Here is a 15,555-nt window from a genome sequence, read left to right as displayed (position 1 = left end):
CAGCCATCGATCGACAATCCAACTCGGCGCAAGGAATCCAAATATGTCAGTCGCCATCGTCTGCGCTTCCCATACTCCCCTGATGTACAAGGGGCCGGCCAGCAACGAAACCGAGCAACGCGTACGAACCGCGTTCGGACGGCTGGGGAGTTTCGTGAAGGAGTTCGCACCGGACTACATCATCCAGTTCGCGCCCGATCACTTCAACGGCTTCTTTTACGATCTGATGCCGTCGTTCTGCGTCGGCGCCGGCGCCGTCTCTCTGGGGGATTGGGGAGGCGGGACGGGGCCGCTGGATGTTCCGGAGAAGACGGCGCTCGAACTCATCGACCATGTGCGGGCCGATGATTTCGATGTGGCCGTGTCGTATCGCATGCCGGTCGATCACGGTTTTGTCCAGTTGTGGGAGGCGATGCTCGGGGACTTCAAGTCGATCTCGATCCTGCCGATCTTCGTCAACGCCGCTGCGCCGCCTGTTCCGACCTACCGCCGCGCCCGGCAACTCGGTGAATCCGTCGGACGGTTCGCGGCACGTTCCGGCAAGCGGGTGTTGTTTGCCGCGTCCGGCGGACTCTCGCACGATCCGCCGCTGCCATCGATCAAGGACGCGCCGCCGGAGATCCGGGAGCGGCTGATCAATGGGCGAAATCCGACCGCGGAAGCCAAGAAAGCCCGCGAGAAGCGGGTGCTCGAGGCGGGCGTTCTCGCAGAAGCGGGAGAGGGGCCGTGCCAGCCGCTCAATCCGGATTGGGATGCGCAGTTCATGGAGATCCTGCGCAGCGGCCAGATCTGGCGTGCCGACGCGCTCGACACCGACAAGGTCCGCGAACTCGCGGGACGCGGCGCCAACGAGGTGCTCGCATGGGTCGCTGCATTCGGCGCCTTCTCGACCGGCGGCCATTTCACGATGGAGCAGGAATTCTACGAAGCCATTCCGGGCTGGATCGCCGGCATGGCGATGATGGCGGCCAAACAGGCGGACGCCACTCACTGATCACGAAAACACCGCGCGAATGCGGAAGCATCGCGGAGCAGGCAAATGGCATACGAAACAGACGTGCTTATCATCGGCGCCGGGCCAACGGGCTCGACGACCGCTCTGGCGCTCGCCAATTGCGGCGTTCGCAGTCACATCGTGTCGCGCGGCAACTGGATGGCAGACAGCCCGCGGGCTCACATCACCAACCAGCGCGCCAATGAGGTCTTCCGCGATCTCGGGATCTCGGACGACGTGGCCAAGTACGCGAGCCCCTGGGAGCTGATGGGCGACACGACCTTCACGACAAGCCTGGCCGGCACCGAGTTGATCCGGATGCGGACGTGGGGAACCGGCGACGATCGCCGCGGCGATTACCTGCGTGCCAGTCCTTGCGGAATGGTCGATATCATCCAGCCGCTGCTCGAGCCCATCCTGTTTCAGAAGGCCGCGGAGAAGGGCGCGACCTTCGCGTTCAACACCGAGTACGTCCGCCACGAGCAGGACAACGATGGCGTAACGGCGACGCTGCGGGATCGCTTGGATGGGCGTGAGTATACCGTTCGTGCGCGCTACATGGTCGGCGCGGACGGCGCTCGATCGATGGTGGTCGACCATCTCGGGCTTCCAATCGAAGGCCAGATGGCGCGCGCCGGCACCGTCTACACCATCTTCAACGCAGATCTGTCCAGGTACAGCAAACATCGGCCGAGCATCCTGAACTGGATCGTCACTCCGGACGCGAGCTTCGGGGAGATCGGCATGGGGCTGCTGCGGGCCGTGCATCCGTGGACGCAGTGGATCGCCGGTTGGGGCTTCGATATCAGCAAGGGCGAGCCGGACCTCGCGCCGGAAGCGATCATTCCGAAGATCAAGGTGCTGATCGGCGACCCTTCGGTTGAGATCGACGTCGTGAGAACCTCGATCTGGTACGTGAACCAGGCATACGTGACCCAGTATTCGAAGGGCAGGGTGCTCTGCGGCGGCGACGCGGTCCATCGGCATCCGCCGTCGAGCGGGCTCGGCAACAACACCTGCGTCCAGGACAGCCACAACCTCGGTTGGAAGCTTGCGTACGCCGTGAAGGGTTGGGCCGGTCCGAAGCTCCTGGAGAGCTACTCGCAGGAGCGGGCGCCGGTCGGAAAGCAGATCGTGCTGCGCGCCAACCAGTCCCGGCTCGACTATGCCCCGCTGAACGCATGCTTCCGCGTGCCGGGCGCCGAGAATCCGGTCGCCGCCGGCATCGCGCGTTTTCGCGATCCGGGTCCGGATGGTGTCGCGGCCCGGAAGGCGGCGCAGGCCGCGCTTGATCTCAAGCAGACGGAATTCAATGCCCAGGGCACCGAGATGAACCAGCGGTACGAATCCTCGGCCGTGATTCCCGACGTCGGTGGCGAGCCCGAGCAGTGGCGGCGAGATCGCGGCCTCTACAATCAGCCGACGTCGCGCCCGGGTGCCAAGATCCCGCATGCGTGGCTCGTCGATCGCGACGGCTTGCGGGTGTCGACGCTCGACGTGACGGGCAAGGGTCTCTTCACCATCGTGACGGGCCTTGCCGGCGCCGCATGGAAGGACGCGGCGCTGCGTCTCGACCTCCCGTTTCTCCGGGTCGTCGTGACAGGCTCTCCCGAAGCGCAGGACCTCTATTGCGAGTGGCAGCGCATTCGCGAAATCGAGGAAGCCGGCGTTCTTCTCGTCCGTCCCGATGGTGTGGTCGCCTGGCGCGACATGGAGGGGACCTCCGACGTGGGCAAAGCCTTCGACCGGCTGAGTGCTGCCATACGCGCGGTTCTCGATCTTCCAGACCTCTCGGCGATCCCGCGCGAGAAGCCGCAGCCCCCGTCGAAGCAGAGCGGCACGCCGCTCTTCGCCTGACACACAAACCAACGAGATCGAGTCATGAGCGACACAAGACCAGCGAACTTCTCCAGCGTCTGGGCCGACCTGCGGGGCGTGTCCTTCAAGCAGCACTACATCGACGCCGGCGGAGTCCGGACCCGCTGCATCGAGTCGGGCGACCCCTCCAAGCCGCTCGTCCTGGCGCTGCACGGTGTCGGCGGCCATGCAGAGGCATATTCGAGGAATTTCGGGCCTCATGCCGATCACTTCTGGTTTGTCGCGATCGACATGCTGGGACACGGTTGGACCGACAAGCCCGCGATCGACTACCAGGTCAAGGACTACGCCGACCACGTGCTCGCCGTCCTGAAGGCGCTCGGCAGGGACAAGGCCATGATCAGCGGTGAATCGCTGGGCGGCTGGGTCGCGACCTATCTCGCCGTACATCGTCCCGCCGTGGTGGAGAAATTGATCCTCAACACTGCCGGCGGTTGGACCGCGCACCCGCAGGTGATGGAACGACTGAAGAAGCTATCGAATGAGGCCGCTTCCGATCCCTCATGGGAGCGTATCAAGACGCGCCTCGAATTCCTGATGTGCGACAAGAGCATGGTCTCCGACGACCTGATCCAGACCCGCCGGGCGATCTATGCGCAGCCGGGATTCGCCGACACGATGAAGCGGATCATGTGCCTGCAGGAGATGGACATCCGCCGACCCAACATGATCACCGCCGAGCAATACCGGTCGATCAAGGCGCCGACCATGGTCGTGTGGACCTCACATGACCCGACCGCCACGCCCGAGGAAGGCAAGCAGATCGCGGACATGATTCCGGGTTCGAAATTCGTCGTCATGAACCGCTGCGGCCACTGGCCTCAGTTCGAGGACGCGGAGCAGTTCAACCGCCTGCACATCGAATTCCTCCGGACCGGCAAGTAAGGATCGTTCAGATGAACCAGCAAACCAAGCACGGCGGGCTCGCCGCCGAGATCCGCGCGGCTTACGCGGGCACCCCGATCGCGCCCATCCGGACGCAACTGGCAGAGCTCGATGTCGATGCAGCCTACGCCATCCAGCAGGAGAACACTGCGCACTGGGAAAAGGAGGGGCGGCGCGTCGTCGGAAGCAAGATCGGATTGACCTCCCGTGCGGTCCAGAAGCAGCTCGGCGTCGATCGCCCGGACTTCGGCGTACTCTTCGCCGACATGATCGTGGGAGAAGACGAGCCTGTCGCCGCGGGGCGCGTCCTGCAGCCGAAGATCGAGGCGGAGGTAGCCTTCCTACTCGACCGCGATATCGAGGTCGAAACGCCGACCCTGGCCGACGTCGTGCGGGCAGTGGCCTATGCGATGCCCGCCCTCGAGATCGTGGGCAGCCGTATCACCAATTGGGATATCGGAATCGTCGATACCGTCGCCGACAACGCCTCGTCGGGGCTCTTCGTTCTGGGAGGACCCGTCCGGCGGCTGGATGGCTTGGACCTCCGCTCTCTCCAGATGCAGATGACGAGGAAGGACGAGGTCGTCTCGAAGGGGACGGGCGCCGCCTGCCTCGGCAATCCGCTCAACGCGATGGCCTGGCTCGCCGGCGAACTGGCGCGTCGCAAGCGGCCGCTACGCGCGGGCGACGTCGTTCTTTCCGGAGCGCTGGGACCGATGGTGCCGGTGAATCCGGGCGACGCATTCGAGGCCAACATCGCCGGGCTAGGGACCGTTTCGGCGCGATTCGCCTAGCCACACGAGCCGTATGCGTCGTGAACTCCTCGGGTGGCGGCGGTGCAGTCGACGTCGTCACGGCGCCGGACACGCCGCTCCCGTCTTCACCCAGGCCTCGACAAGCGCGCCGGCCTGCTGTTGCGTGCCCGGCACGGGTGAGCGGCCGAAGCCGGGCTTCCAGGCCCAGCCGACGAGGGTGTCCTTGCCGATATGGTCGATCAGGTCTTCCACCTTGCGGCCGCCATTGCGCGCGGGATCCCTGATCTGCTCGCAGATCTCGCCGACGGTCTTGCCCTCCCAGGCCATCTCGCGCGGGGCGAGATGCCAGTCGGGATGGCCGGGCATGCGGCCGGGCTCGAAATTGGCCTTCTGGTGGCAGGTGTTGCAGCGCATCGCCTCGAGCCCGTGGCCGTCGGCGCCGCGCGTGACCGGCGGCTGATGCAGGCGGGCACTGTCGCCCTGGTGCGGCCTGTCGCCGGCCGGATGACAATTGGTGCAGCGCGGATGCGTCAGCACCTTGCCGAGCTCGGTGAAGATTGCGGCCGAACGCTTCTCCGTGTCGCCGATCGAAGCAAAGCTCTCGGGCGAGGCGAGGGCGTGGCTTGCCGTCTCCGACGCCGCGTAGCCCGCACCGAGACTGCCGGCGAGGGCGGCGACCACGGCAATCATCTTGAACCGCACGTCGGGGATCATGATGCGTGTCACTTGGTGGCCATGAGGTAGCGCTTCGAGTCGGCGAGGATCACGTCGCGCACCGCCTCGTGATATTTGACGTAGCCGGTGCAGCGGCAGAGATGACCGTCGAGCGCGTCCGCGATGGTCTGCTCCAGCGCCTCGCGCGCGACCGGTGCCCGCGATAGGCGCTCCAGCAAGACCTGGCCCTCATTGAGGAAGCCGGCGGTGCAATAGCCGCACTGAAAGGCGAAATGCGCGATGAAGGCCTTTTGCAGGGTCGAGAGCTCGCCGTCCCTGGCGTGGCCCTCGACGGTGCGGATCGACTTGCCGTCGAAATTCACGGCGGGCGCGACGCAGGTCGGGCTGGTGGTGCTGGTGCCATCGGGCGCATCGATGATGACGGCGCAGCTCAGGCATTGCGCGGCGCCGCAGCCGAACTTGGTGCCGGTCATGCCCAGCATCTCGCGCAGAAAATCGTTCATCGAGAGATCGTCGCGGACGTCCATCGGACCGTGCTTTTGGCCGTTGATGGTGAGGCTGAGGGTCGTCACGCGAGCACTCCCTTCAATAGGCTTGCGGTGACCGGCAGCGCGCGGAAGCGATGGCCGGTGGCGTCGTGGATGGCGTTGATCAGCGCCGGCACGATCGGGATCATCACGACCTCCGCCATGCCCTTCGGTGCTTCGTCTGCCGTTTGCGGCTTCAGCATCTCGATCTCGAGATCGCGGAGCGGCAGGTCGGAGCCGCGTGCGACCAGATAGCGCCCGAGATTCCATTCGCCGTTGCCCGGCCCGCCCTCGAACGGGGGCAGGGTTTCGAGCAACGCGTAGCCGACGCCCATGGCGAATCCGCCCTGGGCCTGGCCCATCACCACCTCGGGCACCAGCGCGGTGCCACATTCGAGCACGCTATAGGCCTTGGCGATGCGAAGCGCGCCGGTTGCGCGCTCGATCTCGACGCGGACGACCGTGCCGCACATCGAGGTGTAGGCGGTGCCGATCCGGTTGTTGTCGGTCGGCGGAAACTTGACGCGGGTGCGGTTGATCCGCTCGAACCTGCCGTTGCCTTTGCGGATCGCCAGCGCGTCGATCTCGGCGCGGTATTGCTCGCCGGACAGCGGGAAGCGGGCCCGCGACCATGCCCAGCGCGAGAAGCTGTGCGCGACCGCACCGGTGACGAAGCCGCGCTTGTGAGCCGTCGCCGCGAGCGCAGGAAGGCCGAGCGGTTCGAGCCCGGGCATGGTGAGCTGGCCGTTCTGCCAGCTTGCGCTGGCCCATTGCCCCGCGCGCGGATCGGTCTTTGCGATGCGCCACAGCTCAAGCGCGGCGGGCCACAGGCCGAAGCGGAAAATGACGCGAGCGGCTTCCGCGGCGGAATGCGTGCCGACATGGGCGCCGATCGAGGAGCTCGTCGGCGAGCTGATCGCAGGCACCCAGCGCGGGTTTTTCTCCGCGGCATCCTGGGTCTTCTGGTCCATGGTTGAGGGATCGCCGGATGTGACCAGCCCGAGCACGTCATAGCTGTCGACGCGGGCGACCGAGACCTCATCGGCGATGGCGCCGAGATGGCTTGCGACCCGGTTGGCCAGCGCCGTCCCGATGCCGTTGCCCATCTCGACATGATCGCAGAAGATGACGATCTTGCCGTCAGGGGCGAGCTCGACACGGCCGAGCGAGCCGTCCGCGCCGGAGCCATAGTCTTTCGTCACGCAGGCGACGCCTGTGCCGACCAGTCGATCCGACGAGGTCTGCTTGAACTGTGCCCGCTGCTGCCAGATCGGGTGCTTCTCGAGCTTGTCGAGGATTTCGGGCGTGCGCACCGAGACGATGTAGGGATTGCCCGTCATGGTCCGGCCGTTCTGCGGCAGCGCGTTGCGCCGCCGGAAATCGATCGGATCGTGCTTGAGCTCGGATGCCGCTTCGTCGATCAGGACCTCCAGCGCCGTCATGGCTTGCAGGATGCCGTAGCCCCGCATCGAGCCCGCGCTCACGCCGCGCGAGTGCACCGCGACAGTCCTGACGTCGACCTTCGGAATGTCGTAGATGCCGATCGCGCCGGTGCCTGCGACGACGGCGACGCTGGCCGAGAAATGGGCGAGCCCGCCGCCGTCGAGCACGTGATCGGCCGCGAACGCCTTGATCTTGCCGGTCGCGCGATCGATGCCGATGCGCGAGCGCATCTTGATCGCGTGGCGTTTGATGCCGGCCTGAAATTGCTGGTAGCGGTCATGCGCCAGCCGCACCGGCTTGCCGGGAAAGCAGACCGCCGCGAGCGCAACATAGAGAATGAAAGGCGTGTGATCGCGACCACCAAAGCCGCCACCGACATGGGCGAACTGCGCGTTGATGTGCGCCGGCTTGTAGGGCGCACGGGCCTTGCCGAACAGATGCGCGATCGACTCCGCCGCCTCGTAGGGCGACTGGACGCCAAGCAGCAGTTCGAGATTGCCGCCCTTGCCGTCGTACCAGGCGAGCCCGCATTCCGGCTCCAGGAACATCGGGTCGACCGATTGCGTCTCGAACTCGCGGTCGAGCACCAGCATGGATGCGTCATCAGCTGCAAGTTCGGCACGGATCTGCTCGCCATGTTTCGCCGCCTTGGCGTAATCCGCCGGCATGTCCTTCGCGAGCGGCGACCACACCGGCAGCGCCGCGCTCTGCACCTTCTTGGGCGAGACCCAGCCGGCCTGGAGCGGCGAATAGACATCCGGTTGGTCAGGCGAGGGACCTGCCACGCGGGTGAAGCGGAAGGCCCCGTAATCGGGCACCACGACAGGCCCGGTCTCCTCGCCGAATTGGACGAACGTGCCGTCGCGCAGCGCGAGACGCGCCTGGTCGAAGGCATCGAACTTTTCGAAGATCAAAAGCGCGACCGGCTGCCCCAGATAAAGCGGCGTCTTGCCGATCGGACAGAACAGGTCGCCCGCATAGAATTCCGGGACCTGTGTGCCGATGCGGTCGAGATCGGCGGCTGTCACCACCACTGACGGCTTGAGCGCGCCACCGAGGCGGCCGAGGTCCATGCCGGTATAGACATGCGTGGCGTCGTTGGCGCGGACCAGGATGGCGTGCGAGGTGGCCTGCGGCCAACCCTGCAGATCGTTGGCGCGAAAGTCGGAGGCGTAAAGTTTCGCACCGGTGACCTTGGCGACGCCGTCGACGCGGCCGGCGCCCGTTGTCGCGGGATTGAACTTGCCGCGTCCAGGCAGCGTCTCGTGCGTTGCGAAGGGCACGCCCGCCGCGGACGTCAGATGTGACAGGCTGACCGAGATGCCTCCCGCCGACAACCACTTCACGAACTCACGTCGCGAAGGCCCCATGATCATATCCTTGTACAGAGTTTCGAGAACATCGGGATGCGGCCAGCATGTGATGTCCAGAGGGCATAGGCGAGCACCAATGCGAATCCGTCACGATGCATCATGCGACGATAGAACGGGTGAGGAGGTTTACAACCGATGAATGTAGTGCGCTCGCAGATCGAATTGTGGTTTGGTGCTTGCTTTAGAGTCGAATCGAACGGAAGACGGTCCGGCAACAGGGGGCGCAATTCAAATGCAGCAGGATCCGAACGGTGCGTCTTCAGTCACCAGCGCGATGGGCACGACGACATTGTCGCGCCGTCAATTGCTGGATTGCGGTCTCAAAGCCGGCGCGTTGTCGCTGTTCGCAGGTGCCGCGAATGCCCAGCACGCCGTGCACGACCATGCGGGCACGTCCCACACCGCGGACATGTCGCCGACCATGGGGATGGTCGCTGAAACGCCCGTTCCCGCCATGGACCAAGCGCTGGTCGAGCCCGAGGTGCGGCGGTCCGTCAATGGCGTGCTGAACACGACCATTCGCGTCGGCTATGCCTATCGCCAGATCGGCGGCGTCCGGCTCTATGTCAGATCCTATGAAGGCGGCAGCCCCGGACCGACCTTGCGCATGAAGCCCGGCGATACGCTGCGCATCAAGATGATCAACGATCTGCCGCCGAACCGCGATGGATTGCCGGCCGACATCAGCCATCCGCACCAGTTCAACAATACCAATTTCCATTTCCACGGCGCGCATACCAGCCCGAGCGGGATTTCCGACAACGTCATGCGCTCGATGGTGCCGGGCCGCAGCTATAACATCGAAATCACCCTGCCGGCCGATCACACCAGGGGCACCTACTGGTATCACCCGCATCACCACGGCAGCGCCGACATCCAGATGTCCTCCGGCATGGTCGGCGCGATCGTCATCGAGGGCGATTTCGCCGAAATTCCAGAGATCGCCACAGCCCGCGAACGCCTCATGGTGCTGACCCAGGTGGTCTACGATGCCAACGGCATGGTCGAGAATTTCGAGACGCTGTTTCCCGAGACCGCGACGCGCTTTCTCGCCATCAACGGCCAGCGCCGGCCAATGATCGAGATGCGGCCCGGCGAAGTGCAGCGCTGGCGCATCCTCAATGCCGCCTATCAGGACGACATGCTGCTCGATCTCGAGAAGCACGATCTGCAAGCGATCGCCTATGACGGCATCCAGCTCGGCGCCATGCAGCCGCTCAAGCAGGTCCTGATCGCGCCCGGCCAGCGCGCGGACATTCTGGTCAAGGCAGGCAGCCCCGGCACCTACGCCTTCAACGCGGCGCAGTACGACCAGGGCCATCCTTCGCCGGTGGGACCGCTGGCGCGGGTCGTGGTGTCAGGCGCGCCGATGGACATGAAGCTGCCGCGCGCTTTGCCGCCGGCGCCGCTCGCGACCATCAAGGATTCCGAGATCACCAACCGCCGCAAGGTGGTGCTGTCGGCGACCGCGCCGGAGGCCGATGCCGCCGGCCATTGGCAGGAATTCGAGTTCTTCGTCGACGGCAAGAAGTTCGACCCCAGCCGCATCGATCAGCGGGTCAAGCTGGGCGCGGTCGAGGAGTGGACCATCGTCAACACGCATGAGCATGACGACCACGTGTTCCACATCCATACCAACCCGTTCCAGGTGATCTCGGCCAATGGCAAGGCGCTGGCGGTGCCGGAATGGCGGGATTCCGTGATCGTGGAGCGCAAGGGCGGCCAAGTCGTGTTCCGCTCGCGCTTCATCGATTTCACCGGCGTCTACATGCTTCACTGCCACATGATGAACCATGAGGAGATGGGCATGATGCAGACCGTGGAGGTCTACAAGGCCTAAGCTGCGGGTCGAATTGCGCGAATTCGGCGGCGCGCGGCGCTGATCCGGGTCCGGCCGGGCTTCCCCTGGCGGCCCGCATGGCCTATGACGCTGCAACGCAACAATCCCCCAAAAAGACCCCATGATCCGCCTCGACAACGTCAGCAAGCAAGCCGGCCACCAGATCCTGTTCATCGAAGCCTCCGCCGCCCTCAACAAGGGCGAGAAGATCGGGCTCGTCGGGCCGAACGGCGCCGGCAAGACCACGCTCTTCCGGATGATCGCCGGCGAGGAACCGCCCGATGAGGGGCAGGTCTCGACCGATCGCGGCATCACCATCGGCTATTTCAACCAGGACGTCGGCGAGATGGCCGGCCGCAGCGCCGTGGCCGAGGTCATGGACGGGGCTGGGCCGGTGAGCGCGGTGGCGGCCGAGCTGCACGAGCTCGAGACCGCGATGGCCGACCCTGATAAGGCCGACCAGATGGACGAGATCATCGCCCGCTACGGCGAGGTGCAGCACGCGTTCGAGGAGCTCGACGGCTACGCGCTCGACGGCCGCGCGCGCGAGGCGCTGTCCGGCCTCGGCTTCAGCCAGGAGATGATGGACGGCGACGTCGGCAAGCTCTCCGGCGGCTGGAAGATGCGCGTGGCGCTGGCGCGTATTCTCCTGATGCGCCCCGACGTCATGCTGCTCGACGAGCCGAGCAACCATCTCGATCTCGAAAGCCTGATCTGGCTGGAGAAGTTCCTGCACGACTATGAAGGCACGCTGCTGATGACCTCGCATGATCGCGAGTTCATCAACCGCGTGATCTCGAAAGTGGTCGAGATCGATTCCGGCTCGCTCACCACCTACGCCGGCAATTACGAGTTCTACGAGCAGCAGCGGGCGCTGAGCGAGAAGCAGCAGCAGGCGCAGTTCGAGCGCCAGCAGGCGATGCTCGCCAAGGAGATCAAGTTCATCGAGCGGTTCAAGGCGCGCGCCTCTCACGCAGCTCAGGTGCAGAGCCGGGTGAAGAAGCTCGACAAGATCGAGCGGGTCGAGCCGCCGCGCCGCCGCCAGACGGTGGCGTTCGACTTTCCGCCGGCGCCGCGCTCGGGCGAGGACGTCGTTGCGCTCAAGAAGGTGTTCAAGGGCTACGGCAGCAAGCGCATCTATGACGGGCTTGATTTCATGATCCGCCGCCGAGAACGCTGGTGCGTGATGGGCGTCAACGGCGCCGGCAAATCGACACTGCTCAAGCTCGTTGCGGGTGCGAGCGAGCCGGACGATGGCACCGTGGCGGTCGGCGGCAGCGTCAAGATGGGCTATTTCGCCCAGCATGCGATGGATTTGCTCGACGGCGAGCAGACGGTGTTCGAGTCACTCGAATACGCGTTTCCGACCGCGGGGCAGGGCTCCTTGCGCGCGCTCGCCGGCTGCTTCGGCTTCTCCGGCGACGACGTCGAGAAGCGCTGCCGCGTGCTGTCGGGCGGCGAGAAGGCGCGCCTCGTGATGGCGAAGATGCTGTTCGATCCTCCGAACTTTCTGGTGCTGGACGAGCCGACCAACCATCTCGACCTCGCCACCAAGGAGATGCTGATCACGGCGCTGTCGGATTTTGAGGGCACCATGCTGTTCGTCTCGCATGATCGGCATTTTCTCAGCGTCCTGTCGAACCGCGTGCTGGAGCTGACGCCCGAGGGCATCCACCAGTTCGGCGGCGGCTACACCGAATATGTCGCGCGCACGGGGCAGGAAGCGCCGGGGTTGCGGTCGTAGTAGTCGGCGGTAGCCCGGATGGAGCGAAGCGCAATCCGGGTTTCGTGCGACGCGGGCAGTCGTGCGATGCGGTTGGTCCGGCCCCGGATTGCGCTTCGCTCCATCCGGGCTACAAGGGGCCTATTGAAATCTTGTAGCCCGGATGGAGCGTAAGCGTAATCCGGGTCAGTCTTCGCGTTCGCCGAAGCTACCAACAAGCTCTCCAGATCCTCCCCAATCGAGCGGAAGCAGACCTTCGCGGACGTAGCGATGGAGCGACGAATGCGGCCAGTGTATCGGTGACGCGACAAGGCCGTGCTTGACCGGATTGTAGTGAATGTAGTTCGCGCAGCGTTCGAAATCGGTCTCGTCGCGAATGGTATGCTCCCAAAACCGCCGTTGCCAGAGAGAGAACTCGCCGCGGTGGTTGCGGGAGATGGGAGCGCCTGAAGCGGCGAGTTGATGTGTGAAGGAGCTCTTGATCCGCCGCCATCGGCTGGAATAATCAGCATCATTGTCCGGCAGCGTCATGATGACATGCAGATGATCGGGGAGGACCACGATTGCATCGATCGTGAATGGCCTGTCGGCGCGCGTCATACGAAATGCGCCGCGCAGCTTGTGAACATGATCCACCAACGCGGATGATCGTCGATCATCCAGCGTCACTGTGAAGAAGAAGGTCCCACCTGGGAGAAGATTGCGCCGATAGCGAACCACGCGAGCACCTTCCCGGATTACGCTTCGCTCCATCCGGGCTACAGCCGGATCAAGAGATTTGCAATCCATTCGCTTGCTTGCACGTTTCAGGGGCTCTCGCTACGCTGCTTCAAAAGGCGGGGGCGAAATAGCCATGAAGCAATTGCGCATCGGCGACATCACCATTGACGCGGTGATCGAGCGGGAGGGGCCGTGGCGGCGGCCGCAGGATTTTTTCCCGGCCTATGACGAGGACGTGTTCAGGCGCCATCTGCCGACGATGGAGCCGGAGGTGTTCGATGCCGCGCGCGGCATGATGGTGATCACCTATCAGACCTTCGTGGTGCGCACGCCGCGCCACACCATCCTGGTCGATACCTGCACCGGCGAGGACAAGGGCCACCCGCCGCCGTTCGATTTTCCCGGCAAGGCGCGCTGGCGCAACGAGCTGTTCGCGCTCGGCATCGGCTTCGAGCAGATCGACTACGTCTTCTGCACGCATCTGCATATCGATCACACCGGCTGGAATACGACCTTGCGCGACGGCCGTTGGGTGCCGACTTTTCCGAATGCGAAATATGTCTTCCACAAGGGTGAGTATGCGGCCTGGGAGGCCGAGCACGCCAAGGGCAGCAACCCGCCCGGTACCGTGTTTCGCGACAACTGCCTGCCGATCGTCGAGGCAGGCCAAGCGCTCTTGGTCGATGACGATTACGCGCTCGACGAGACCGTCACACTGACGCCGACGCCGGGGCATTCGCCCTGTCATTGCTGCGTGAACATTTTCTCGAAGGGCCAGCGCGCGGTGGTGGCCGGCGATCTCATGCATCACCAGATTCAGTGCCGCGAGCCGGACTGGTCGGCCAAGCCGGATTGGGATGCGAAGCAGTCGGCGGTGTCGCGGCGGAAGTTTTTTGCTTCCGTCGCCGACACCGACACGCTGATCCTGCCGATTCATTTTCCGGCGCCGACGGTCGGGCTGATCAAGCCGTTCGGCGCCGCTTTCGACTACCGTTTCAAGCGGGAGTAGGGCGACGCGACGCTCTAGTAAGTGAAGAACATCCGCTGGATTTCCTTGGTGTCGGTCGTCTTGGTCAGCGCCAGCATCAGCAGAATGCGCGCCTTTTGAGGATTGAGCGTATCCGAGACGACGAAGTCGTGCTCGTCGTCCTTGGCCTCGCCATTGCGTGCGACGATGCCGTTGCCGACACGGCTGCTGCGCACGATCACGACTCCCTTCTTGCGGGCCTCGTCGAGGGCCGGCTCGACCGCGGGCCGAGCCAGGCTGCCGTCTCCCACGCCGGCATGCACGATCCCCTTGGAACCGGCGGCGACAAACGCGTCGATCGCGACCCGGTTCATGTTGGCGTAGCCGTAGACGATGTCGACCTGCGGCAGGACATCGAGGCTGGAGACATCGAATTCGGAGTCTGCCGTGTGCCGCCGCGTCGATTGACGATAGAAGAACGGCTTGTTGCCCTGCATGTAGCCGAGAAAGCCGAGTTCAGGGGTGCGGAAGGTGTCTGCCGTCGAGGTGTTGTTCTTGGTGACATCGCGAGCCGCGTTGATCTGATCGTTGAGAGCAACGAGCACGCCCTTGCCGACGGCCTCGTCACTGCCCGCGAGGATCACCGCGTTGAAGAGGTTGATCGGCCCATCCGCGCTGATTGCCGTCGACGGCCGCATCGCGCCGACCACGACGACAGGTTTCTTGCTCTTGACGACGAGGTCCAGAAAATAGCTGGTTTCCTCGATCGTATCGGTCCCGTGCGTGATCACAATGCCATCGACGTCGTCCTGCGCGAGCAGCGTGTTGACGCGCTTGGCGAGCTTGAGCCAGTAGTCATTGTTCATGTTCTCGCTGGCGATCTGGAAAACCTGCTCGCCCTTGACGTTGGCGACCGTTTTCAGTTCGGGGACGGCATTCAGGAGCGTCTCAATGCCCACCGTGGCGGCGGTGTAGCCGACGACAGTGGTGCTGCTCGCCCCGCTGCCGGCGATCGTGCCGCCGGTTGCGAGCACCATGACGTTGGGAAGTCCCGGGCCCCTCGCATGCGCGACGTCAAAACTGATGAGCAACGCGAACAGCACGCTCATTATCGCCATCGTGTAATCACGCACTCGAAACTGCAACATCTCGACCACCCTTTGCTGGAAGATTCGTTGGTACGCCCCGGTTCGCTCAGCGCTGCATGTTCCGCTAGCCGAGGCACTCTGTCTAGGGTGGCGACGATTTTGATCTGCGCGCTCAGCGCGTGCGAGAAGAGGCAAACGGTCTTTGCCTCTGTTATTCAGAGACAAAAACGTGGATGCCCGGGACAAGCCCGGGCATGACGAGTTTGTGGAACCGTTGCTCGCTAAATGAGCACCAGAGTCGCAGCGGTCAGGCGCCGACTTCGCACTTCTTCATAAAGCTGTTCTTGGCGGCGCCGGCGAGCGGCTTGCCCTCGGCGCTGACGGCCTTGGGCGCGCAGGCGTCGGCCTTGCACTTCTTCATGAACGAGGTCTTGGCCGCACCAGCCAGGGCCTTGCCGTCCTTGCCGACGGCCTTGCTTTCGCAGGTGTCCTCCGCGAAGGCCGAACCCGCTGCAAACGTGGCAACGATCGCAGCCAGGAAAATCCGCTTCATCATGATTGTCTCCCTAAACCAGAAATGGCGCGCGGATTGGAGCCGGGAATCGTGGCGCAATCAAGCTGGATGAGCGCCCGCCGTCCGGTCTTCCTGGCGATTTTTCGACCGCGGGTGCGACGGGACCGACGGCC

13 protein-coding genes are annotated in these 15,555 nt (G+C 64.4%); 7 read left to right on the top strand and 6 right to left on the bottom strand.

The features are described 5' to 3' along the window. Nucleotides 1-43: 43 nt before the first annotated feature. The 4 genes from AC0L20_RS01045 to mhpD are packed head-to-tail and all read left to right on the top strand — an operon-like array spanning nt 44 to nt 4,551. Nucleotides 44-994, top strand: coding sequence for a 3-carboxyethylcatechol 2,3-dioxygenase (locus tag AC0L20_RS01045; protein WP_473287087.1), 951 nt, complete (start codon nt 44-46; stop codon nt 992-994). 45 nt (nt 995-1,039) lie between these two features. Continuing rightward, nucleotides 1,040-2,851, top strand: coding sequence for an FAD-dependent monooxygenase (locus AC0L20_RS01040; RefSeq protein ID WP_473287086.1), 1,812 nt, complete (start codon nt 1,040-1,042; stop codon nt 2,849-2,851). Between the two features lie 24 nt (nt 2,852-2,875). Then, nucleotides 2,876-3,757, top strand: coding sequence for an alpha/beta fold hydrolase (locus tag AC0L20_RS01035; RefSeq protein WP_473287085.1), 882 nt, complete (start codon nt 2,876-2,878; stop codon nt 3,755-3,757). 11 nt (nt 3,758-3,768) lie between these two features. Further along, on the top strand, nt 3,769-4,551 hold the full coding sequence (gene mhpD, locus AC0L20_RS01030; RefSeq protein ID WP_473287084.1) for a 2-keto-4-pentenoate hydratase: 783 nt from the start codon (nt 3,769-3,771) through the stop codon (nt 4,549-4,551). Between the two features lie 57 nt (nt 4,552-4,608). Here mhpD and AC0L20_RS01025 read toward each other — a convergent pair whose 3' ends face one another. From AC0L20_RS01025 to AC0L20_RS01015, 3 genes are read right to left on the bottom strand one after another with little or no spacing between them, the layout of a single operon-like run. Further along, nucleotides 4,609-5,226, bottom strand: a complete 618-nt coding sequence (locus tag AC0L20_RS01025; protein WP_473287456.1) for an Isoquinoline 1-oxidoreductase subunit — start codon at nt 5,224-5,226, stop codon at nt 4,609-4,611. 8 nt (nt 5,227-5,234) lie between these two features. Next, nucleotides 5,235-5,759 (bottom strand): (2Fe-2S)-binding protein, encoded by a 525-nt coding sequence (locus AC0L20_RS01020; protein WP_473287083.1) that lies wholly within the window; start codon nt 5,757-5,759, stop codon nt 5,235-5,237. Then, the gene (locus AC0L20_RS01015) at nt 5,756-8,527 is read right to left on the bottom strand and encodes a xanthine dehydrogenase family protein molybdopterin-binding subunit (protein WP_473287082.1); all 2,772 of its coding nucleotides are present in this window, start codon (nt 8,525-8,527) and stop codon (nt 5,756-5,758) included. The genes AC0L20_RS01020 and AC0L20_RS01015 overlap by 4 nt, the downstream gene beginning before the upstream one ends. A gap of 235 nt (nt 8,528-8,762) precedes the next feature. On the opposite strand from AC0L20_RS01015, the gene AC0L20_RS01010 reads away from it, so the two are divergent. Both AC0L20_RS01010 and AC0L20_RS01005 read left to right on the top strand, forming a co-directional pair. Then, nucleotides 8,763-10,370 (top strand): multicopper oxidase family protein, encoded by a 1,608-nt coding sequence (locus AC0L20_RS01010; protein WP_473287081.1) that lies wholly within the window; start codon nt 8,763-8,765, stop codon nt 10,368-10,370. A gap of 121 nt (nt 10,371-10,491) precedes the next feature. Next, on the top strand, nt 10,492-12,114 hold the full coding sequence (locus tag AC0L20_RS01005; RefSeq protein WP_007591795.1) for an ABC-F family ATP-binding cassette domain-containing protein: 1,623 nt from the start codon (nt 10,492-10,494) through the stop codon (nt 12,112-12,114). A 165-nt stretch (nt 12,115-12,279) separates the two neighbouring features. Here AC0L20_RS01005 and AC0L20_RS01000 read toward each other — a convergent pair whose 3' ends face one another. Next, nucleotides 12,280-12,813: an REP-associated tyrosine transposase gene (locus AC0L20_RS01000; RefSeq protein WP_473287080.1), complete on the bottom strand. Its 534-nt coding sequence runs from the start codon at nt 12,811-12,813 to the stop codon at nt 12,280-12,282. Between the two features lie 133 nt (nt 12,814-12,946). Between AC0L20_RS01000 and AC0L20_RS00995 the strand changes: the two genes are divergently transcribed. Further along, nucleotides 12,947-13,822, top strand: a complete 876-nt coding sequence (locus AC0L20_RS00995; RefSeq protein WP_473287079.1) for an MBL fold metallo-hydrolase — start codon at nt 12,947-12,949, stop codon at nt 13,820-13,822. A gap of 14 nt (nt 13,823-13,836) precedes the next feature. On the opposite strand, the gene AC0L20_RS00990 is transcribed toward AC0L20_RS00995, so the two are convergent. Further along, entirely contained in the window at nt 13,837-14,889 is a 1,053-nt protein-coding gene (locus AC0L20_RS00990; protein WP_473287078.1) for a type II asparaginase, read from the bottom strand. Nucleotides 14,890-15,175: 286 nt separating this feature from the next. Continuing rightward, on the bottom strand, nt 15,176-15,424 hold the full coding sequence (locus tag AC0L20_RS00985) for a hypothetical protein (protein ID WP_035962662.1): 249 nt from the start codon (nt 15,422-15,424) through the stop codon (nt 15,176-15,178). Nucleotides 15,425-15,555: the final 131 nt, after the last annotated feature.

The organism is Bradyrhizobium sp. Kon58, assembly GCF_055807455.1.
Note: the sequence above shows the minus strand (reverse complement) of the source record. Positions and strands in the feature narration are given on the sequence as shown.

Coding starts and splice junctions, on each gene's coding strand:
- AC0L20_RS01035 (WP_473287085.1), top strand. CDS start 2,876: ATGAGCGACACAAGACCAGCGAACTTCTCCAGCGTCTGGGCCGACCTG.
- AC0L20_RS00985 (WP_035962662.1), bottom strand. CDS start 15,424: ATGATGAAGCGGATTTTCCTGGCTGCGATCGTTGCCACGTTTGCAGCG.
- AC0L20_RS01015 (WP_473287082.1), bottom strand. CDS start 8,527: ATGGGGCCTTCGCGACGTGAGTTCGTGAAGTGGTTGTCGGCGGGAGGC.
- AC0L20_RS00990 (WP_473287078.1), bottom strand. CDS start 14,889: ATGAGCGTGCTGTTCGCGTTGCTCATCAGTTTTGACGTCGCGCATGCG.
- mhpD (WP_473287084.1), top strand. CDS start 3,769: ATGAACCAGCAAACCAAGCACGGCGGGCTCGCCGCCGAGATCCGCGCG.
- AC0L20_RS01005 (WP_007591795.1), top strand. CDS start 10,492: ATGATCCGCCTCGACAACGTCAGCAAGCAAGCCGGCCACCAGATCCTG.
- AC0L20_RS01045 (WP_473287087.1), top strand. CDS start 44: ATGTCAGTCGCCATCGTCTGCGCTTCCCATACTCCCCTGATGTACAAG.
- AC0L20_RS01040 (WP_473287086.1), top strand. CDS start 1,040: ATGGCATACGAAACAGACGTGCTTATCATCGGCGCCGGGCCAACGGGC.
- AC0L20_RS00995 (WP_473287079.1), top strand. CDS start 12,947: ATGAAGCAATTGCGCATCGGCGACATCACCATTGACGCGGTGATCGAG.
- AC0L20_RS01010 (WP_473287081.1), top strand. CDS start 8,763: ATGCAGCAGGATCCGAACGGTGCGTCTTCAGTCACCAGCGCGATGGGC.
- AC0L20_RS01025 (WP_473287456.1), bottom strand. CDS start 5,226: ATGATCCCCGACGTGCGGTTCAAGATGATTGCCGTGGTCGCCGCCCTC.